The sequence below is a fragment of the Oceanisphaera psychrotolerans genome, from assembly GCF_001870485.1.
Lineage (GTDB): Bacteria > Pseudomonadota > Gammaproteobacteria > Enterobacterales > Aeromonadaceae > Oceanimonas > Oceanimonas psychrotolerans.
Genome location: NZ_MDKE01000022.1, coordinates 164,812 through 184,170 on the forward strand (window position 1 = coordinate 164,812; position 19,359 = coordinate 184,170).

16 protein-coding genes are annotated in these 19,359 nt (G+C 56.6%); 6 read left to right on the top strand and 10 right to left on the bottom strand.

Going from position 1 to position 19,359, the window contains the following annotated elements; translation table 11 throughout:
• Positions 1-50: 50 nt before the first annotated feature.
• Positions 51-992, bottom strand: a complete 942-nt coding sequence (locus tag BFR47_RS09495) for a 2OG-Fe(II) oxygenase family protein (RefSeq protein WP_071472840.1) — start codon at positions 990-992, stop codon at positions 51-53.
• A 771-nt stretch (positions 993-1,763) separates the two neighbouring features.
• Between BFR47_RS09495 and BFR47_RS09500 the strand changes: the two genes are divergently transcribed.
• Positions 1,764-2,420 (top strand): NAD(P)H-dependent oxidoreductase, encoded by a 657-nt coding sequence (locus BFR47_RS09500; RefSeq protein ID WP_071472841.1) that lies wholly within the window; start codon positions 1,764-1,766, stop codon positions 2,418-2,420.
• Between the two features lie 63 nt (positions 2,421-2,483).
• Here BFR47_RS09500 and BFR47_RS09505 read toward each other — a convergent pair whose 3' ends face one another.
• From BFR47_RS09505 to BFR47_RS09540, 9 genes are all read right to left on the bottom strand, one after another.
• Positions 2,484-4,172 (bottom strand): BCCT family transporter, encoded by a 1,689-nt coding sequence (locus BFR47_RS09505; RefSeq protein ID WP_071472842.1) that lies wholly within the window; start codon positions 4,170-4,172, stop codon positions 2,484-2,486.
• A 235-nt stretch (positions 4,173-4,407) separates the two neighbouring features.
• Positions 4,408-4,737 carry an AzlD domain-containing protein gene (locus BFR47_RS09510; protein ID WP_071472843.1) on the bottom strand — a complete coding sequence of 110 codons (330 nt, stop codon included), beginning with the start codon at positions 4,735-4,737 and terminating at the stop codon, positions 4,408-4,410.
• The gene (locus tag BFR47_RS09515; protein ID WP_071472844.1) at positions 4,730-5,461 is read right to left on the bottom strand and encodes an AzlC family ABC transporter permease; all 732 of its coding nucleotides are present in this window, start codon (positions 5,459-5,461) and stop codon (positions 4,730-4,732) included. The genes BFR47_RS09510 and BFR47_RS09515 overlap by 8 nt, the downstream gene beginning before the upstream one ends.
• Before the next feature lie 511 nt (positions 5,462-5,972).
• Positions 5,973-7,307, bottom strand: coding sequence for an MmgE/PrpD family protein (locus tag BFR47_RS09520; RefSeq protein ID WP_071472845.1), 1,335 nt, complete (start codon positions 7,305-7,307; stop codon positions 5,973-5,975).
• 99 nt (positions 7,308-7,406) lie between these two features.
• Positions 7,407-8,429, bottom strand: a complete 1,023-nt coding sequence (proX, locus tag BFR47_RS09525) for a glycine betaine/L-proline ABC transporter substrate-binding protein ProX (RefSeq protein WP_083399076.1) — start codon at positions 8,427-8,429, stop codon at positions 7,407-7,409.
• A gap of 49 nt (positions 8,430-8,478) precedes the next feature.
• Positions 8,479-9,438, bottom strand: a complete 960-nt coding sequence (proW, locus tag BFR47_RS09530) for a glycine betaine/L-proline ABC transporter permease ProW (RefSeq protein WP_071472846.1) — start codon at positions 9,436-9,438, stop codon at positions 8,479-8,481.
• Positions 9,439-9,476: 38 nt separating this feature from the next.
• Positions 9,477-10,289: an ATP-binding cassette domain-containing protein gene (locus BFR47_RS09535; protein ID WP_281245959.1), complete on the bottom strand. Its 813-nt coding sequence runs from the start codon at positions 10,287-10,289 to the stop codon at positions 9,477-9,479.
• An 8-nt stretch (positions 10,290-10,297) separates the two neighbouring features.
• Entirely contained in the window at positions 10,298-10,585 is a 288-nt protein-coding gene (locus BFR47_RS19125) for an ATP-binding cassette domain-containing protein (RefSeq protein ID WP_281245960.1), read from the bottom strand.
• A gap of 692 nt (positions 10,586-11,277) precedes the next feature.
• Positions 11,278-12,504 (bottom strand): aromatic ring-hydroxylating oxygenase subunit alpha, encoded by a 1,227-nt coding sequence (locus tag BFR47_RS09540; RefSeq protein ID WP_217645510.1) that lies wholly within the window; start codon positions 12,502-12,504, stop codon positions 11,278-11,280.
• 293 nt (positions 12,505-12,797) lie between these two features.
• Here BFR47_RS09540 and BFR47_RS09545 point away from each other — a divergent pair, with 293 nt between their 5' ends.
• From BFR47_RS09545 to BFR47_RS09565, 5 genes are all read left to right on the top strand, one after another.
• Complete coding sequence (locus tag BFR47_RS09545) at positions 12,798-13,757, top strand: LysR family transcriptional regulator (RefSeq protein ID WP_245748872.1); 960 nt, start codon at positions 12,798-12,800, stop codon at positions 13,755-13,757.
• A gap of 482 nt (positions 13,758-14,239) precedes the next feature.
• The gene (locus BFR47_RS09550; protein ID WP_281245962.1) at positions 14,240-15,085 is read left to right on the top strand and encodes a dihydrodipicolinate synthase family protein; all 846 of its coding nucleotides are present in this window, start codon (positions 14,240-14,242) and stop codon (positions 15,083-15,085) included.
• Between the two features lie 3 nt (positions 15,086-15,088).
• Positions 15,089-16,594 carry an aldehyde dehydrogenase gene (locus BFR47_RS09555; RefSeq protein ID WP_071472848.1) on the top strand — a complete coding sequence of 502 codons (1,506 nt, stop codon included), beginning with the start codon at positions 15,089-15,091 and terminating at the stop codon, positions 16,592-16,594.
• 97 nt (positions 16,595-16,691) lie between these two features.
• A complete protein-coding gene (locus tag BFR47_RS09560) occupies positions 16,692-18,038 on the top strand; it encodes an NAD(P)/FAD-dependent oxidoreductase (protein WP_071472849.1) in 1,347 nt (448 codons plus the stop codon).
• 62 nt (positions 18,039-18,100) lie between these two features.
• The gene (locus tag BFR47_RS09565) at positions 18,101-19,213 is read left to right on the top strand and encodes an FAD-binding oxidoreductase (protein ID WP_139215146.1); all 1,113 of its coding nucleotides are present in this window, start codon (positions 18,101-18,103) and stop codon (positions 19,211-19,213) included.
• Positions 19,214-19,359 lie beyond the last annotated feature (146 nt).

The window sequence follows — 19,359 nt, forward strand, 5'->3', positions numbered from 1 at the left end:
GCAGATGCTGCGTAAAGCGGGAGTGCTTGCCTTATACCACCGGTTTGTACTTAGAACGGCGCAACCCCGTCGCTTGGTGCCTGTGGTACACGCCAGCGCTGTACGGCATTGCCGGCGGTGTATGGCACGCGATGCTGAGGAATCTGCATATGTTCGCCGTACAGCCACGTCACCAGGTTGGTACGCTTGCCGCTGGTAATGGGTTGCGCCGCGTGGGCGACACTGCCGCGATGCAGCATGGCCATGCCCGGGGTAAAGGCCAGGCGATTCACCCGCCCTGTGGTGGCGTCGTAAAAGTCCACTTCAGAGCCGCCAAATGCCTCGCCCGGCAGGTTCAGGTTGACGTTGAGCGTGGCCGCCGAGGCATCGGTATGCAGGCGCAGCGAGGTGTCCATCCCCGGCTGATACTGAATCGAAAAGCCAAAGGTTTGGGTGTCGTAGCCCATCACCTCCGGGAACAGCAGGCGCGAAATCGGGCGCATGTAGGTGTCCATCAGCTCACGGTAGAGGGCCTGAAAACCCGGTGCGGCGAGGTAGCCCTCGGAGCGCGCGTCCAGCATGGCGCCATGGCGGTTAAGCGCAATACCGTAGGGCGGGCGCAGCGGAATGCCCGCATCGGCCACCTGCTCGAGGTAATCACGCAGCTCCGCCAGGCGGGCCGGGTTAAAGAACTGGCATTGAAACACGCCGGTTGATACTTCCTGCCAGAGCTCGGCGACCGCCAGCTCCTTGGTGGGATCTTGCCACGCCTGCCGCACCGCTTCACGCAGCCGGGCATCGAGCAGGGAGTCGTCCAGGGTGAAATCACCCTTGAACTCGGTTTGCTCCCACTCTTGCCACGCGTCGCTGAGCAATTGCCGGTTGTCGTCCCAGAAGTGCTGCACCGATGGGGCGCGGGCCAGCATGGCGTCTCGCGAAGGCAGCGCCAACGCGCGGGCCTGCTGCAATGGGCTAAGCGACAAGGGGGGTGTTACAGAAGCTGCTGCTGTCATCTCGCTGTCTCCGGGTATCTGGATAAAAGCATCGCATTCGCGATGTGGATGAGGGCAATGTATTACAGTGTGAACTGTTGATAAATAGTGTTCATGAAGATTCAGAGTTAAGCTTTCTTATATAATTGAGCGGAGGTAGGCGATGGCCGCATCGTTACGGATGAAGTTAACAAGGTCATGATATAAAGTCGTTGAATGCATTGCTTATGGTTTTAATTGATGCAGGGGGCTGCTCGCTTGTGCAAGACATTACGTTGGATGATTTATTTCATTAAAAGATTCAGCAGGAAACACAATTAATTATATGGGCGCAACGCGACCCGAACAACCGGGAAATGTGTAATCAAGATTAAGTTAGCCAGGTTTGAATGATTTTTATAATTGTCATGTTAAGGGCTGGAATGTCATGACAGACCTGGCCTGAGGGCGTTTTTCCCCTGGGGCTTCACGGTAGACGCTGCCGTAGCCACGGTGTCGGGACCGGAAGCAGAGGCAGGAGGCGGCCGGTGAGCAGGCCCGGAAGGACGCGCCTCTCCGTGTAATTATCAATGTTTTCTATAAATTGAATTAATGAAAGTCATTATTATCAGGTGATGGTAACCAAGGAATAATAACGCCATTCGATAATAGCTTTTATGTCATCCTTTTTTGGCGGAATGATGATTCAAGCAACTTGAACACCTTTTCACCATGTATGCTGCGAGATCCACTTGTCATTCGAGTTAATGGCAGCGCCATGATTAATTAAATAGTCAATATTCCGGAGTGAAGATGTCCCATCAAATCATTAAAGATCTGAATAGTCGCTACACTGCTAAAAAATACGATACAACCAAACGTATCTCACCAGAGGATATGGGGATCATATTGGAGGCCCTGCGTCTTTCAGCGTCTTCCATCAACTCTCAGCCCTGGAAATTTATCGTGATTGAGAGCGATGAAGCCAAGCAGCGCTTTCATGATACTTTTGCCAACAAGCATCAGTTCAACCAGCCGCATGCGAAAGAAGCGTCACATACCATCCTGTTTGCATATGATCCGAATTTTACCCGAGACAAGTTCCGTAAAAGAGTCGATGCCGAGGTCAGCTCCGGCCACCTTCCGGCAGAGATGTACGATACGTTCATGGGGGCTTACGCATTCGCAGAAGCCAACACCGATGAAAACGGCTTCAATGGCAGCTGGACAAAATCTCAGACCTACCTGGCTCTGGGCAACACACTGCACGTACTGGCTCGTCTGGGGATTGATTCGACCACGATGGAAGGCGTTGATCCTGATCTGATCGGTGAAATCTTCAAGGAGGAACTGGACGGTTATGTATGCGAAGTAGCCCTGGCGATGGGTTACCACAAAGATGGGGAAGACTATAACCACGGTCGTCCCAAGGCTCGTCTGGCGACTGAAGAAGTCATTGCCGTGCTGTAATATTCCAGTTCAAGCCGGATATCGAGGCCAGGTTGATTAACCTGGCCTTTTTGTACATGTTGATTATTGGCCGGACAGAGGGGCGGCTTGCCACCGTTCCTGTGGCTCAGCCTCTGTCTCGGGGTCATCCAGCCGGTTGGGTTCGGGCCGCACATGCTCCGGCAGCATGGCCCAAGGTTGTGGCTCGCGACGGATGCTGTGGAACAGGGTCAGGCTCATCACCGCAATAAAGATGGCGATGGGAAAGCCGGCGATGATGGAGGCGGCCTGCATCGCCTTCAGCCCGCCCGCATACAGCAGCATGGCGGCAATGGCGGCGATGAGCAGGCCCCACAGCACCCGGATCATGGTCGGTGGCTCGCTGGCACCGGCGGCGTCCAGGGTGCAGAGCACCAGGGTGCCGGAGTCGGCCGAGGTGATGAAGTAGGTGGCCAGCAGCACACAGGCCAGTACGCTCAGCAGCTTGCCCAGGGCGCCGCCGTCCAGGTTGTCGAACAGGGTGAACAGTGCCCGGGTGGTGTCGTCCTTGGTGGCGGTCAGTACGGGGCCGCCGGCAAAGGCGTCCTGCGGCGCCTGACCTGATTCGGCCAGTACCGCCGCCTGTTGTTCGAAGGCGAGACGGGCATCCTGCTCCACTTTCAGCGCCGCGCCACCAAACACCGATATCCACAGAAAGGTGATCAGGGTGGGCACGATCAGGGCACCGCCAATCAGTTCACGGATGGTACGCCCCCTGGAAATACGGGCCACGAACATGCCGACGAAGGGCGCCCAGAGCATCCACCAGGGCCAGTAGTAGGCGGTCCATGAATTCTGCCAGCCTGAGTCGGCCTGGGCATCGCTCCACAGGCTCATGCCAACGATGTTCTGGGCATAGTTGCCGGTGCTTTCCAACAGGGTGTTGAGCAGGTAGCGGGTCGGGCCGACGTACAACACGATCAGCACCAGAAGCAGCGACAGCAGCATGTTCCACTCGGACAGCCGGCGGATGCCCCGACCCACCCCCGACAGCACCGAGGCCACGGCGCAGGTGCACAGTACCACTATGATCAGCAGTTGCACGCCGAAACCGATGTTCACGCCAAACACCTGGTTCAGGCCGGAGTTGATCTGGATAACCCCCATTCCCAGAGACTGGGAAATGCCGAAGGCGGTGATGGCCACGGAGAGGATATCCACCGTATGGCCGATGGGGCCGTAGATCCGGTTGCCGATCAGTGGATACAGGATGGATCTGAGGGTGAAGGGCAACCCTTTGCGGTAGGAGAAATAGGATAGTGCCAGGGCGACGATGATGAATACCGACCAAGGGTGCAGGCCCCAGTGAAAGAAGGCCAGTTGCATCGCCATACTGGCCGACTCATTGCTTAGTCCTGCGGTGAAGGGATTGCCGGCATAGAGCCACATGGGTTCGGCCACCGACCAGAAAATCAGGCCGATGCCCATGCCGCCAGAGAACAGCATGGATACCCAGGACAGATAGCTGAACTCGGGCTTTTCATCGTCCTTGCCCAGGCGGATATGGCCGTAGCGGCTGATCATCAGGTACAGCAGAAAGCCGACCATCAGGGTGACCAGTCCCAGATAAAACCACTTTACGTTTTGCAGCAGAATGCCGGAGATGGCTTCGAAGTATTGCCCTGCCTGGTTGGCCAGGATGGCACAGAACAATACAAAGCCGATCACCAGCACCTTGGATGCGATGGTCACGGTCGGATTCAATCCTTTCAGAATCCCGGATGTAGCACGCATAATTCCTCCCTCTGCGTCGCTCGTGATGTAGGGGAAGCTGGTTGTTAACCAGCTCTTAACAAGGCAACAAGAGTAGGGTGAGAAGGTTAGGGGCTCAATCGATTAATACTTATCGGTTTCGGTGAGTTTTGGTAATGAGTGGGCCTGGCCGAAGGGCGACTTTTCGGGCTGCGAGAAAAGGCTGCGGCGGCTCAACGGCGTGAGTGAGCGGTGTGTGAATGCCCCAAGAGGGCGTTTACAGGCCGTAATATTTCAGAGACCAGAAGATGATCATGCCGAGACACAGTGGCCAGAATACCCCCCTGAAACGCCAGGCCAGTATGGCGGTGGCCAGGGCGGCAGCCAGTGCCGGCAGACTGGCCATTACCTCCGGTGTTTTGTTTTGTTGCACAATGGCCGGAATCGACAGCGCCGCCAGCACGGCGGGTGCAAGCAGATGCAGGGCTTTCTTGTAGTTGTCCAGTCTTATCATGCCCTTGCCATGAAGCTGAATAAACGACAACCGGATAAGAAAGGTACCGATGCCAACTGCGATAAAGATGGTCCACAGGGTGGTTTCATTCATCGGTACAGCTCCATTTTCTGAAGAAAAATGTGCTGGCCATCAGGCCAAGGGTGGTGCCGCCGATGATGGCGGTAATAAATCCCAGATTGTAGGGTAGCCAGCTCAGACTGATCGCCAGCAGGGCCGAGCAGAATGCTGTTATCAGGGAGGCCTTGTCGCGAATATTGGCCACCAGCATGGCGAGAAATGCCAGGGGGATGGCGAATTCCAGCGACCACTCGGCCGGAATTTGTTCTCCCACCAGCAGGCCGAGGCCGACGGAGGCTACCCAGCTTACCCACAATGCCAGTGCGGCACCTATGTAGTAATAAAGTTTTTCATGGCCATTATCCTGGGGTGAAAAACGCGATGCGCACAGGCCGTAGGCCTGATCGCTCAGCAGATAGGCAAGGGGCCACTTGTGTCGGGTTTTCATGTCGTGCAGCAGGGGCGCAAAGGCCGCGCTGTAAATAAAAAAGCGAATGTTCACCATGAGGGCGGTAAACACGACAATCGCCGGCAATGCCTGATCCTGAATCAGCTGATAGGCGGCAAGCTGGGCGGAGCCGGCGAAAAACAGCAGGGTCATGCCCAGGGTCATTTCGGGCGTAAATCCCAGGCTGGTGCCGTTGGCTCCGGCAATCAGGCCAAAGGGAAGCACGCCCGGTACCATGGGCAGCAATTCCTTGATACCTTCAATAAAAAAATGCCTGTTGCCCGGACTTGCCGCACTGGTGGACGCCATGGTGATTACTCCTGTTTCCGCTTTTTGCGATTACCCTTGTCCAGCATCATCGTGATGGCGGCAATACAATGTTTGGCTCCGTCCGAATGATAATTTTCTGTGCGTTGCACGTGATGTGGAGTTAACCATTTATTACCCAGTTGATGAGGCTAGGGGGAGGAGGGAGCGGGGTCAATCGATATAATCTTATCGTTTTTGGTTAGTTTTGGTTATGAGTGGCATTAGGGAAACACCAGGAACCATTATTCAGGGAATTATTCGTGGTGTTACCTTGTGTTTCCCGAACATTATTTCATGATCCGGGCACCTTCTCGGGTAAACAAGCGACCCAAAACCTGGCCAACACCACCGGTAATGACCGTTATTTTATTTTTCAAGATCACGATACAGCCTCCTTCTGTTATCAGGACAGGATCTGACTGTCACAAGCAGAATCCTCCGCTTTGGCATCATGCCACCGGAACTGATTGCCATGCGTTCGGTGGCTTTTTTCAAATAACGAACGGGATGTTTACGCGCTCAATACCTGATCGAGTAAGACGCTGCAATCGGCGGCCTGCTCCAGGTTGTCGACCGCCGCCATGATGGCCTCTATGCGTTCCGGGCTGAAATTGACCGATGCCAGCTGAACAAACTTGGTCCTGAACTCCTCCCGGGTCATGGCGGTTTCCGGGTCGCCCTTGGCGGGGGTGATCGGGCTTTCCAGCAGGCTGCCGTCCTTGAGCCGAATGCTGACCCGCGACAGAATTTCCCGGGGGAAGCGGGCCGACAGATCGTCGGCTTCGACAATCTCGATGCGGCGACTGACCGCCAGTATATCTTCTGCATGAATGGCGCTGCCGGTCACCTCGTTCGGCCCCACCTGACCACGGCTGATCAGGGCCGCCAGGGGAAAGGCCAGCCCGTACTGGGCTTCATCCGCATTGGCCGGGAAGTGTCCCTGCAGACGTACCGACTCATGGAAGGTCTCCACCCGTATCTGCTCGATGGCCTTGCTATCGAGCTCGGGATGGGCGGCCAGCAGGGCGGTGGCGGCGGTCAGTGCCGGCTGGGCCCAGCGGCAGACCGGCCAGGGCTTGAAGTACTGGGCATCGATTTCCCAGCGTTGCCCCAGATCCTGCCAGCAATGCCGGATCCGATCCATCTCGACGGTTTCTGCCGGGGCACCGGTGATCCCGGCCTGGGCCATCAGCAGGGCGTTCAGTCCGGCATAGGCGCCGGCACCGTGGGCGTCGCGCAGCATGGAGGGGAAGTCTACCAGCCGCATCATGGGACAGCGGGGGCCAAAGTACTCGGCGATGCCCAGCGCATGCAGAAACTGTTCTTCATCCAGCCCCAGCAGGCGGGTACCGCCGCAGACCACGCCGATGCCGGAAAAGGCACCGGAGGCATGGTATTCGGCGGCCGTGTCCATCAGTGCCACACCGGCTCGCAGGCCGGTTTCGTAGGCGATGGCCACCGCCGCCAGAAATTCGGTGCCGCTGATGGTGCGTCCCTGCTCACGGCAGGCATCGACCAGCGCCAGCAGGGCGGGGACTACAGTCGCGCCGGCATGGCCCTTGGAGGTAAAGTGGCCTTCGTGGGCATCCAGGCTGTCGATGGTGAAGCCGCCGACCCAGGCCGCTCCCAAGGGATGGGCCGGGCGTCCGTCAAACAGCAACCGGCTGCTCAGCCGTGAAGGCTGATAGTGGGCGAGGGCATAGTTTTTCACGCACTCGGTGGTGTGATTCTGCCTGGCCCCGGCCGCGACACCCAGAATGTCCAGCAATGCGGTGCTGACCAGATAGCGGGTATGCTCGGGTATTTCGGCAAAGGTCAGTTCCTTTACAAACTGATATAAAGACATGGTCACTATCCTTTGTGAGTCTGTAATAAAAAAGGTGCCCGACTGGGCACCTGTTCCCATCTGTGGGAGAAAGCAATTACCGTGGACTGTTATCTGGTGTCAGTTGGCCACTGCCCGGGCTTGCTCCAGCCAGCCGTCGAACTTGCCGCGGTTGGCGGTAATCCACTCCTGGGCATGACGCTTGATGTCCTCGACCGATTTTTCGCCATCCTGCATCTTCAGATTCTGGGCGCTTTCGTCGGCGGTGGTGATTTGTACCTGGGACAAAAAGGTTTTCGCGACCGGGTTTTCTTCGGCGAATTCACGGTTCATCACCGCCATTACCCGGTCGATGGCAAAGCCCAGGTTCTTGCCTTCATGCATGGTGTTTACGCCCTCATTGCCACCGGGCAGGCTGGTGAAGGGGACTTCCAGCCATTCCACATCCTTGCCCTCGACCAGCACACCGGCGATCCACTGGGGTACCCAAGTGAAGTAGAGCACGGGCTGGCCGGCCTGATAGCGGGCAATGGTGTCTGCCATCAGGGCAAAGTATGAGCCCTGGTTGTTGTTGACGTGATCCTCCAGTCCGTAGGCCTTCATGTGGTGATTGATCACCAGTTCGCATCCCCAGCCCGGGTTACAGCCGGTCAGATCGGCCTTGCCATCGCCATTGGTATCGAACAACCTGGCGATTTCCGGCTTTTTCAGATCTTCCAGGGAGCGGATGTCATAGGCATCGGCGGTTTTTTTATCGATCAGGTAGCCCTGCAATACGCCGGGGATGATACTGCCGGCCTGGATCATGGTCTCGTCACCGCCGGCCTTCTGGTAGAAGCTGTCGTGCAGTACTTCCCAGGGATGCACACTGAAATCGGCGTCACCATACGACAGCGCCAGCATCAGAGCGGCATATTCGGTCTCCTTGGGCTCTTCCACGTTGTAGCCCAGTTCTTTCAGGCCAGCCATGGCGATTTCACCCCGGAAGCGCTCCTCGGCGATGCTCGGGAAGATGGGGGTGACCGTCACCCCTTCACCCGGCTCGCTGGCGGCGAAGGCCCCGCCAGCGAGAGACAGGGTGAACAACGAGGCTGTGGTCAGTTGCAGTGCTTTCCTTGACAGTTGCGCGAATTCTATTTTCATCTTCTCATACTCCATATGATGGTTGTTGCGGTCTTGCCTTGCGGGTGGTTCAGGGGGTGGTTCTGGGTGAATGCTGCTTGCCCGGCAGGCTGCGGTAAAGGCGGACGCAGAACCCGGCCGGTCCGCTCTCGTACCAGTGCTGGGTATTGCTGCTCTCGGAGCGTTTGCCCATGGCCTGGGTCAGACGGTCGAGGAAAATGGCCAGCAGTACCAGGCCGACGCCCCCGACGGTGGCCAGACCCATGTCTAGGCGACCGATACCGCGCAGCACCATCTGGCCGAGGCCGCCGACCGAAATCATGGAGGCAATCACCACCATCGACAAAGACAGCATCAGGGTCTGGTTGAGGCCAGCCATGATGGTGGGAGTGGCCAGCGGTAACTGGATCCGGAACAGCATCTGACGCGGGGTGCAGCCGAAGGCGCGGCCCGCTTCGACCTTGTCGGACGGTACCTGACGGATTCCCAGATTGGTCAGCCTCACCAGCGGCGGCAGGGCAAAGACGATGGTGACCAGCACACCGGGCACGTTGCCGATACCGAACAGCATGACCACCGGCACCAGATAAACGAAGGCGGGCAGGGTCTGCATGGCATCCAGCACGGGGCGCACGATACGCTCGAGGCGGTCACTGCGGGAGCAGAGGATGCCCAGTGGAATACCGAACAGTACACAGAAAAACACCGACGTCAGCACCAGCGACAGCGTGGTCATGGACTCCGACCAGACCCCGATAAGACCCAGGCAGAACAAAGTGACGGCACAGAACAGGCCCATTCTTTTCCCCGCCAGCTGCCAGCCGAGCAGGGAGGAAAGGATGATGCCGATCAGGGGCGGGATCGATTGCAGGACAAACTCGATACCGTCAAGTACCTGGTCTATCGGCCAGCGTATGCTGCGGAACACACTGCGAAAATTCTGTACCAGGTAATTCAGGATGCTCTCTACCCATTCACCCAGCGGGACATTTAAATATTGAAACGGATCTAACAGGCTGAAATCTGACATCGGGATACCCCTTCATGTGATAGTGGTGACAGTGTGAATTAGCTGTGACTCAGGGTTTGCAGCAGGCGACTTCTGGATATGGTGCCGTGGAACAGGCCGTCCTTGCCTACTACCGGTATTGGGTAGGGAGTGGTGGCCACGGTATCCAGAACCTCGTGCAGGGGGGTATCGTTGTAGATGCTGTGGTGATCGTCGATGCGCAATGCCAGCAGAGTCTGCAAATCCGGTGCGCGGCCATCGTAGTCTTTGGTGGAAATCACCCCCTGCAACAGGCCCTGCTCATTGATCAGGTAGCCGTAGGGGGTGCCGGCAGCGTTGGTGAAAGGGTGCACGTTGCCATTGACGGTGATCAGGTGGTCGCTGTGTTTTTCGGCAATGTCGCCGGCCTTGAGTACCTTTGACACGTCTACACCCTTGAAGAAGGTGGCCACGTAATCATCCGCCGGGTTGCGCAGTATTTCTTTTGGCGTGCCGATCTGCACCACGCGACCGCCTTCCATGATGGCGATTCGGTCGCCGATGCGGATGGCTTCTTCCAGGTCGTGAGAGATAAAGATGATGGTGCGTTCCTGCTCTCGCTGCAGGCGGATCAATTCACCCTGCATCTCGTGGCGGATCAGCGGATCCAGCGCCGAAAAGGCCTCGTCCATCAGCAAAATGGTGGGATCATTGGCCAGGGCACGGGCCAGTCCGACCCGTTGCTGCATGCCGCCGGACAGTTGATGCGGATAGCTGGCGCCATGTTCCCCCAAGCCAACCTGGGCCAGGGCATCGGCGGCCCGGGCATGGCGTTCCTGTTCGCCGACGCCGGATACCGACAGACCGAAGGCTGCATTTTCCAGTACCGTCATGTGGGGCATCAGGCGAAGGACTGGAACACCATGCTCATGTCCTTGCGCCGGACCTGCAACAGCTCGGTATCCGACAGGCCGGTGATCTCGCGGCCATTGAGCCGGATGGTACCGGAGGTAGGTTCGATCAGGCGGTTAAGCAGCCGCACCATGGTGGATTTACCCGAGCCGGACAGGCCCATGATGACAAATATCTCCCCCCGGTTAACAGAAAAACTGGCATCAAATACGCCGACCGCCTGACCGGTTTTTTCAAATATCTCGTCTTTGCTGGCACCCTGGTTGAGCATGTCCATTGCAAGTTCAGGCTTGGCGCCAAATACTTTATAGACATTTTTGATCGAGAGTATTTCTCGTGACTCTGTCGTTACAGCCATAATTTTTACATTCCCTGTGTTGATTGCCGGTACCACTTTCAACGGCAATGATTAACGCTATTCCTATTGTCTGCCCCTCTGTATTAATCAACCGTTGCATCGAGCGGCAGGGTTAATGCTGGCTGCAGACAATTTGTATATATCCTTTCTGTTTGAACTGTATCTTTATCCGGTCATTACCAAAATACAGAGACATCGAATGTCGAAAAATAAACAACAGGTTTAACAACCCTTCCTTTAATGAAACCGGTGCATAAGCGCTACCGAGAATTTATTTTTTGTTTGTAACAATTAATCTATTGGTTTTGGTCAGAGCCGTCTAACTATGTTTGGTGGGTGTAAACCATAACCATAAGTTATTGTCCGGGATGGTTTCCGGGTGCCGGGACAGCACAGTCTGGGGGGAAAATCACCGGTGGCAAGAACGGCTGAGTTACCCTGAGCGTTGAGGTTGGTGGAGCAAATGCTGAGCGGGCAAGGGAGACGCGAAGGTGAGTGCTCAGAGCAGGGAGGGGAGAGTCATTACTGAAAGCGGGTTTGATACGGGGTATATGGCGTGAATACGCCCCCAGGCCATGACCTGGGGACGCCTTGCCGGATTACGGCCGGGATCAGTCGCTCAGTTTCTTTTGCATGGTGTCGCAGTACCAGTCGACGAACTGGCAGACGCCGTTTTCTGCAATATCCGAATAGGGGCCGGGAATATAGGATGGCGAGCCAATTCCCAGGAAGGATTCTTCCACCAGCTGACGATCCTGATCGTTGGTGGCCAGCCACACCTTGGTCAGGTTGTCCAGGTCATAATCGACGCCTTCCTGTGCATCCTTGTGTACCAGCCATTTTGTGGTAACCAGAGTTTCGCCCGGACCCAGCGGCAGAATTCGGAAACTCAGTGCATGATCCCCCAGAAAATGGTTCCAGGTGGAGGGATAGTTGAAATACAGCAGGGCACCGATATTCTGCTCGTCGGTATTGTCCAGCCTGCCGTTGACGGCGGGTTTGCCGTTCATGGTATAGCTGACGGCGTTCTTGAACAGCGGAATACGCGTCATCCGGTACCGGCCGTTGGGGTCCATCACCAGGCGGCTGGGCAGTCCCGCTTTTTCACAGCGCTCCCAGTGTGCCAGCAGTTCGGGATCATCGGCGCCGGCCACCCCCGCGACAGACAGGTTCTCCAGAAAGGAATTGAGCAGCTCGGGGTGGCTACCGTCGCAATGGTAGCATTCACGGTTGTTTTCAAAGACCAGCTTCCAGTTGCCTTTTTCAATCAGGTTAGACTCAAAAGCTACCTTGCAGTCTTCCAGATTGTGCGGGGCGATAAAGGGAGATACATCTCGGCGGAAGGGTTCAAAATCGGGCGCATCCTGTGCAACACAGACATAGATGTAGCTGTTGACCACTTCACAGTGGACCGGCAACAGGCCGTGTTCGTCGGGGTTGAACTGATCGCCCATATTGGCGGCAAACCGGAGCTTGCCGTCCAGATCATAGGTCCAGCGGTGATAGGGGCAGACCAGTTTGGCAACCTTGCCCTTGTCGCCGGTACAGAGGCGCGAACCCCGGTGGCGGCAGCTGTTATGGAAGGCGCGGACATCGCCGTTATTGTCCCGTACGATCACCACCGGATAACTGCCAATCTGCAGGGTCAGGTAATTGCCTGCCTTGGGAATCTCGAAGCTATGCCCGGCAAAAATCCATTCCTTGTACCAGATCTGCTCGAGATCCTGCTGATAGACACCGGCATCATGGTAGAGCGCACGACTCAGGCTGTGGCGGGGTTTGCGTTGCCTGATCAGTTCCAGCGTTTCAGATTTGTTGGCCATCATCTTGATTTCCATTACGGCTAATCCTTGTTGTGGTGCAGTGACACTTGTGATGCCGGTCGTACCGTGTAGACTCCGACGTTATCTTCGGTGTTTGCGGTGCTCAGTTAATCGATTGGGTATCACCACTCGTGGTGTATCATCGGTGTTGACGACAGACCCGACCCTTGCACTTGTCCCGGTCGAGTTTTAGAACCTGCATCGATTTTATATTCGTCGCATGATTGGGTGAAACGACTTTTTATCAAGGGAATTGAAAACAAAATATTATGGTTAAGCTTGTAGAACCGGACAAAATCTTGGTCAGAATGCCCTCGTTGAGGGCGGTCAGATCCTTTGTGGCCGCGGCCAAATATCTGAGCTTTACCCGGGCGGCCGAGGCACTGTGCGTGACGCAAGCGGCGATTAGCCGCCAGATCCGCGAACTTGAAGCACACCTGGAAGTGGAGCTGTTCAAGCGCACCGGACGTTCGGTCGAGCTGACCGAAGCCGGTACCATCTTTTACGATGCGGCCTACCTGTCATTTGTGAATATTGCCCAGGCGGCCGAACGTATCCAGAGCACCAAGAGCGGCAAGCAGGCTCTGACCATCTGCTGTTCACCGGCGTTTTCCGGACTCTGGCTATCGCGGCGTCTGCCGGATTTTTTTGCCGATAACCCGGATATCGATATCAATGTGGTGACCACCGGTAACTTCCTGCAGATGGAACCCGGCGTGCATCCCGATGTGTTTATCAACAAGGTCACGGATCCGCGGGAGGGCTACCACTCGACCCCTCTGTTTTATGACCTTATCTATCCAGTCTGTACCCCTGAATTTCTGCGGGATAACCCGGCCATTGCCAGCCTGGCGGGCCTGCGTGACACCGTGTTGCTGAATCTGAGTCCCTACGGCAGGGCACAGGTTGCGGAGCACGTGGACTGGAGCGTCTGGTTCTCCTTTTTCAATATCAACCTGGAAACCCGCTCCAGGGACGACAAGCATCTGTTCAATGCCAATGATTACAACATGCTGATACAGATGGTACTCAATAATCAGGGCGTGTCCCTGGGCTGGCATCACCTGGTGGCACCGTTGGTGGATCAGGGGCTACTGATCCGGCCGGTCGCGCAGGAAGTGGTGTTCCGGGAGAAGCGGCACTATCTCACCTATCCCGAGAGCAAGGTCAATAACGAGGTGTTCTGTCGGTTCAGAGACTGGATACTCGGCTGTATGGACGACGAACGGATCTCAGTCCCGACCACAGGAGTGGAACAAACAGAGTGAAAATAAATAACCTGTCGTTATCACTTGTGTGAAGAAAACATCATTCGTTGTTTCATTCGGTCTGACATATTATTTTTCAAAGTTAAATATCTCAGCGCTATTGCTTTCTGTTTGGAATTTGTCATTTGGGTTGGCCAAGGGTTGGTCTCCAGGTAAAAATATATCCCTGTTTATAACGTTTCATTTCAAGCCTGCCTAGCGCAGGCTTTTTTTATTTTATTTTTTCATGGTTATCGCTTGGATAACCCAAGGTTATGTTTATCCTTCAATAAAAGTGTGTTGTGGCGTCCGGCGGCTCTTGGTTAATCTTGCGTTAATGAAATTAACGAGCCCTGCCGGGATATTTAATATCCCTTGTGCAGATATTTAAGACGATATGATACAGGGATATAGGTGATTAACATGCAATTCAAGGGAATTTACACACCAGTCATCACGCCGTTTGCCGAGGATCACAGCATCGATTATCAGCCTTTGGGGACCTGGTTGAACATCTGATTGATGCCGGAGTGCACGGTATTATCGTCGGTGGCACCACCGGTGAATATTACGTTGAAACACTCGAAGAACGGGTCCGCCTGCTGCAACTGGCGGTTGAGCGTAGTGCCGGACGGGTACCCGTCATCTTTGGTACCGGATCTATCAACCCGGAAGAATCTATTGCGCTGGCCAAGGCGGCTGTCGAGCAGCGAGCCGATGCCATTCTGGTCGCTACGCCTCCCTATTCACTGCCGACCGAGCAGGAGCTGGCTGAGCATGCACTGGCCGTTGATCGTGCGGCCAACCTGCCGATCATGTTGTACAACTACCCCGCCCGCATGGGGGTCTCGATGGGCGAAGAGTTCTTCGAGCGGATCAGTGGTTCTGCCAACTTCTGCGCGATCAAGGAAAGTTCAGGCGATATCAACCGCCTGCACCTGCTGGCCAATGGTTATCCGCAGCTGCAACTGTCCTGCGGCATGGACGATCAGGCGCTGGAGTATTTTGCCTGGGGTGCCCAAAGCTGGGTTTGCGCCGGCTCCAACTTCCTCGCCAAAGAGCATGTCGCCCTGTACAACGCCTGTGTGATCGAAGGCGACTTTGCCAAGGGCCGCCGCATCATGTCGGCGATGATGCCGCTGATGAGCGTACTGGAGCAGGGCGGCAAGTTCATTCAGAGTGTCAAGCACGGCGTGACCCTGTCCGGGCACTTCGCCGGCGTTACCCGCAAGCCGCTGCTTGGCCTGAGCCAGGAAGAACAAGGTGCCCTGGAGCAGGTGGTGACCACCCTCAAGCGCACTATTGCCGACATCCAGGCGGAAAGTGCCGTCTTTGCGAAGGAGGCATAAGCCATGAGTGAACTGTTGACCCGGGAACAATATCAGGCCATTGCGGCGTCATTGACGCCGGCGGCCATGAGCTTTATCGATGGTGGCTTCCGTCCGGCGCTGTCCGGCAAGACTCTGCCGACCGTCAACCCGGCCACCGGGGAAACCCTGGCCGAACTCGCCGCCTGTGGGCGCGAAGACGTGGATCTTGCCGTGCAAAATGCGCGTGAAGCCTTTGATGACGGCCGCTGGCACAAGCAGCATCCTTCAGCGCGCAAGCAGGTATTGCTGGAGCTGTGTCGGTTGATCCAGAGAGAGGGTCATGAGCTTGCGGTACTGGAGAGCCTGGATTCCGGCAAGCCGATTTATGATTGCGAAACCATTGATATTCCCGAACTGATCAAGGTGTTGACCTGGCACGCCGAAACCATCGACAAGCTTTATGACCAGACTGCGCCGGTGGGGGCGGACGCGGTGGCCATGGTAGTGCGTGAGCCTATCGGTGTGGTCGGTGCCGTGCTGCCCTGGAACTTTCCGCTGCTGATGCTGGGCTGGAAGATAGGCCCGGCCTTGGCTGCAGGCTGTTCCATGGTGGTAAAACCCGCAGAGCAGACCTCGCTGACCGCGCTGCGGGTGGCCGAGCTGGCGGTTGAGGCCGGCTTGCCCGCCGGGGTACTGAACATCGTGACCGGCACCGGGGTGGATGTGGGTGAGCCGCTGGGCATGCATATGGATGTCGACATGGTGAGCTTTACCGGCTCTACCGTCACCGGACGTCGTTTCCTGCGCTATGCAGCCGACTCCAACCTGAAGAAGGTGGTGCTGGAATGTGGCGGCAAGAACCCCTGCATCGTACTGGAGGACGCGGAAAACCTGGACAAGGTGGCGGAGCAGGTGGTTGCGGCTGCATTCTGGAACATGGGTGAAAACTGCTCGGCCGGCTCGCGTCTGATTGTGCATGAGAACATCAAGGATGCCCTGCTCGAGCGGGTCAAGGCCCATGCCGGGGAATGGCGCACCGGCGATCCGCTGGATCCGGCCAACCAGCTGGGCGCCCTGATCGACAAGGGGCATTTCGGCAAGGTGGAAAGTTACCTGCAACTGGGCAAGGAAAACGGCCATCAGCTGCTGATGGGCGGCGATACCCTGGATGGTATCTATGTACAGCCGACCATCTTTGATGGGGTGCGCAGTGGTGACCGCCTGGCCCAGGAAGAAATTTTCGGCCCCGTGCTGTCGGTCATTACCGTGTCCAGCTATCAGGAAGCCATCGAGGTAGCCAATGATACCGATTATGGTCTGGCGGCTTCGGTGTTCACCGCCAACGGCAAGCGGGCCCTGCGTGCGGCGCAGGCGGTGCGTGCCGGTACCGTGACGGTGAACTGCTTTGGCGAGGGGGATATCACCACTCCCTTTGGCGGCTACAAGCAGTCCGGCTTTGGCGGGCGTGATAATTCCATCCATGCCCATGACCAGTACACCGAGCTCAAGACCATCTGGATTGACTTGAGCGATGATGTAGCCGGCTGAGCCATCTCCAACGTCCGGCATCATGCCGGGAACCCGGTATGGTTTGGGCCGCAGGCTCAAACCATACCTGTCGTTTCTCCCTGAGAGGAACTGGATAATGACCAAAACGATTAATGTCAGCCGCATTCCCAGGGATACCGGGCCTGCCGGCTGGAACAAGATCCTCACACCCGCCAGACATTACCCTCAGCTGAAGGAAGATATCCGTGCCGAGTGGGTAGTGGTGGGGGGAGGGTTTGCGGGCATTGCCGCTGCCCGACGGTTGAGTCAGTTGACCGGCGATGACCGTATCGTGCTGCTGGAGGCCAACCGGCTGGCGGAAGGGCCGGCCGGTCGCAACAGCGGCTTCATGATTGATTTGCCCCATGAACTGAATTCGGAAACCTACGCCGGTGCGGCCGAAGCGGATTTGCAGCAGATCCGGCTTAACCGGACCGCCATCGATTTTGCTCGCCAGATGGCGGAAGAGTTTGCCATGCCGCAGCGGGTCTTCGATCCCTGTGGCAAAGTCACCGGCGCCGCTTCGGCCAAAGGCGAGCAGCATATCGACAGTTATGTGAATCATCTCAGCAGCCTGGGTGAGCAGTACCGGTTGTTGACGGCGACCGAGATGAAAGACCGGACGGGTATCGATTACTACCGCAAGGGACTCTTTACCCCCGGTGCCGTGATGATCCAGCCGGCGGCCTATATCCGGATGGCGGCCGAGGGAATTTCCGATCGCGTTTCCATTTATGAACAAAGTCCGGTGATGTCGATGGAGCTGGGCGACGAACATGTGCTGACCACGCCGGGGGCCAGGGTTCGCGCTCGTAATGTGATCCTGGCGGTAAACGGCCATATTCAGTCGTTTGGATTTTTCCCCCGTCAGTTGCTGCATGTATTTACCTATGCTTCCATGACCCGGGCTCTGAGTCCGGCAGAAGTGACCCGTTTGGGGGGACAGCCCGACTGGGGGGTCTTGCCGGCCGATCCCATGGGCACCACGGTGCGCCGGGTATCGGATCTGATGGGCAGTGGCGACCGGGTGACGGTACGCAACCGTTTTACCCTGAACCAGTCGATGGAGATATCGGATCGGCATATAAAGGATGTGGCGCGGGCCCATGACAGATCCTTCGCCACCCGCTTTCCCATGCTGGCAGGCGTGCCGATGGAACATCGCTGGGGAGGGCGACTCTGCCTGTCCTGGAATTCGGTGCCGGCGTTCGGCGAGCTGGAGGAGCGGGTTTTTTCCGCTGCCTGCCAGAACGGGCTGGGGACGGTAAAGGGTACCCTGTCCGGTATGATGGCGGCGGAGCTGGCGGTGCGTCGTCAATCGCCGCTGCTGGAAGAGTTTGTCAGTTGCGACGCGCCGCGTCGGTTGCCACCGGAGCCTTTCTTGTCGGTGGGAGCCAATATGACCATGCGCTGGAAAGAATGGCTGGCAGGTATCGAGTTGTAATTGCCGACCGCATCACTGGTTTGCCGGGCAGGCAGTGAACAGGATTGAACAAGGAGTATGCAATGAGTATTAACACTGCTGAGTTTCTTAACCCGGTGAATACCCAGACCTGGGAAAATGGCCGCCATTTGGTTCGCTGTGTAAAGGTCATTCAGGAAACCCATGATGTCTGCACCTTTACCTTCGGGATGGGGCAGCCGGTCTTGTTTTTCTTCAAGCCAGGCCAGTTTGTGACTCTGGAGTTGGAGATCAATGGTGAGCGGGTCATGCGCTCCTATACCATTTCCAGCTCACCTTCCATTCCCTACAGTTTTTCGATTACGGTGAAACGGGTGCCCGGTGGACAGGTGTCAAACTGGCTGCACGAGAATCTGCAACCCGGCGATCAGGTTGCAGTACATGGGCCGGTAGGGCAGTTCAACTGCCTGGACTATCCGGCTGACAAGGTGTTACTGCTGTCGGGCGGAGTGGGCATTACCCCGGTGATGTCGATGGCGCGCTGGTGGTTCAACACCGACTCCGAAGTGGACATGGTGTTTGCCCACTCCGCCCGGACGCCCAGAGACCTGATCTATGGCCATGAGCTGGAGTACATGTCGTCCCGCATCGACAATTTCCGGCTGCATCTGATCTGCGAACGTATTGACGTGGGCCAGTCATGGAGTGGCTATCGGGGGTATCTGGGCCGGTCGATGCTGGAGTTGATTGCCCCGGACTTTCTCGAGCGGGAAGTATTCTGTTGTGGCCCAGCGCCCTACATGAGAGCGGTTCGACAGCTGCTTGAAGACGCCGGTTTCGATATGCGTCATTACCATGAGGAATCGTTCGGCGCGACCCCGGTCAAGGACATTCGCCAGGCGGAAGTGCACGCGGATGAAGCCGAGATACAGGAAGCCGAGCAGGAGCTGCTGGAAACGGTCGAGATCAGTTTTTCAGACTCTGGTAGCAGTGTTGGTGTGGTTATCGGAACCAACCTGAACGAGGCGGCGCTGGAAGCCGGTGTCAGTATTCCCAAAGCCTGTGGCATGGGGATCTGTGGCGCGTGCCGGGTAAAGGTAAATACCGGCAAGTATCACATGGAGCACAACGGCGGTATTACCGAAGAGGAAATCGACGCCGGCTATGTGCTGTCCTGCTGCACCACAGTGAAAGGCGCCATGGAAGTGGAATACTGAGCCTGGGCTGTCAGCGCGGGGAACATCAGTAAGCCGTTTTCAGGGAAAGCAATGTAACAACGCCGGTGAATGCCGGCGTTGTTATTGGCGATGAATGTTCCAGACCCTTTGATTTTAAGGTGCCTTCGGCAGCGCCGCGAGCTATT

Bases quoted from the DNA above. Each gene is read 5' to 3' on its own strand.
- BFR47_RS09495 (WP_071472840.1), bottom strand. From the start codon at position 992: ATGACAGCAGCAGCTTCTGTAACACCCCCCTTGTCGCTTAGCCCATTG.
- BFR47_RS09500 (WP_071472841.1), top strand. From the start codon at position 1,764: ATGTCCCATCAAATCATTAAAGATCTGAATAGTCGCTACACTGCTAAA.
- BFR47_RS09505 (WP_071472842.1), bottom strand. From the start codon at position 4,172: ATGCGTGCTACATCCGGGATTCTGAAAGGATTGAATCCGACCGTGACC.
- BFR47_RS09510 (WP_071472843.1), bottom strand. From the start codon at position 4,737: ATGAATGAAACCACCCTGTGGACCATCTTTATCGCAGTTGGCATCGGT.
- BFR47_RS09515 (WP_071472844.1), bottom strand. From the start codon at position 5,461: ATGGCGTCCACCAGTGCGGCAAGTCCGGGCAACAGGCATTTTTTTATT.
- BFR47_RS09520 (WP_071472845.1), bottom strand. From the start codon at position 7,307: ATGTCTTTATATCAGTTTGTAAAGGAACTGACCTTTGCCGAAATACCC.
- proX (WP_083399076.1), bottom strand. From the start codon at position 8,429: ATGAAAATAGAATTCGCGCAACTGTCAAGGAAAGCACTGCAACTGACC.
- proW (WP_071472846.1), bottom strand. From the start codon at position 9,438: ATGTCAGATTTCAGCCTGTTAGATCCGTTTCAATATTTAAATGTCCCG.
- BFR47_RS09535 (WP_281245959.1), bottom strand. From the start codon at position 10,289: ATGACGGTACTGGAAAATGCAGCCTTCGGTCTGTCGGTATCCGGCGTC.
- BFR47_RS19125 (WP_281245960.1), bottom strand. From the start codon at position 10,585: ATGGACATGCTCAACCAGGGTGCCAGCAAAGACGAGATATTTGAAAAA.
- BFR47_RS09540 (WP_217645510.1), bottom strand. From the start codon at position 12,504: ATGGAAATCAAGATGATGGCCAACAAATCTGAAACGCTGGAACTGATC.
- BFR47_RS09545 (WP_245748872.1), top strand. From the start codon at position 12,798: ATGCCCTCGTTGAGGGCGGTCAGATCCTTTGTGGCCGCGGCCAAATAT.
- BFR47_RS09555 (WP_071472848.1), top strand. From the start codon at position 15,089: ATGAGTGAACTGTTGACCCGGGAACAATATCAGGCCATTGCGGCGTCA.
- BFR47_RS09560 (WP_071472849.1), top strand. From the start codon at position 16,692: ATGACCAAAACGATTAATGTCAGCCGCATTCCCAGGGATACCGGGCCT.
- BFR47_RS09565 (WP_139215146.1), top strand. From the start codon at position 18,101: ATGAGTATTAACACTGCTGAGTTTCTTAACCCGGTGAATACCCAGACC.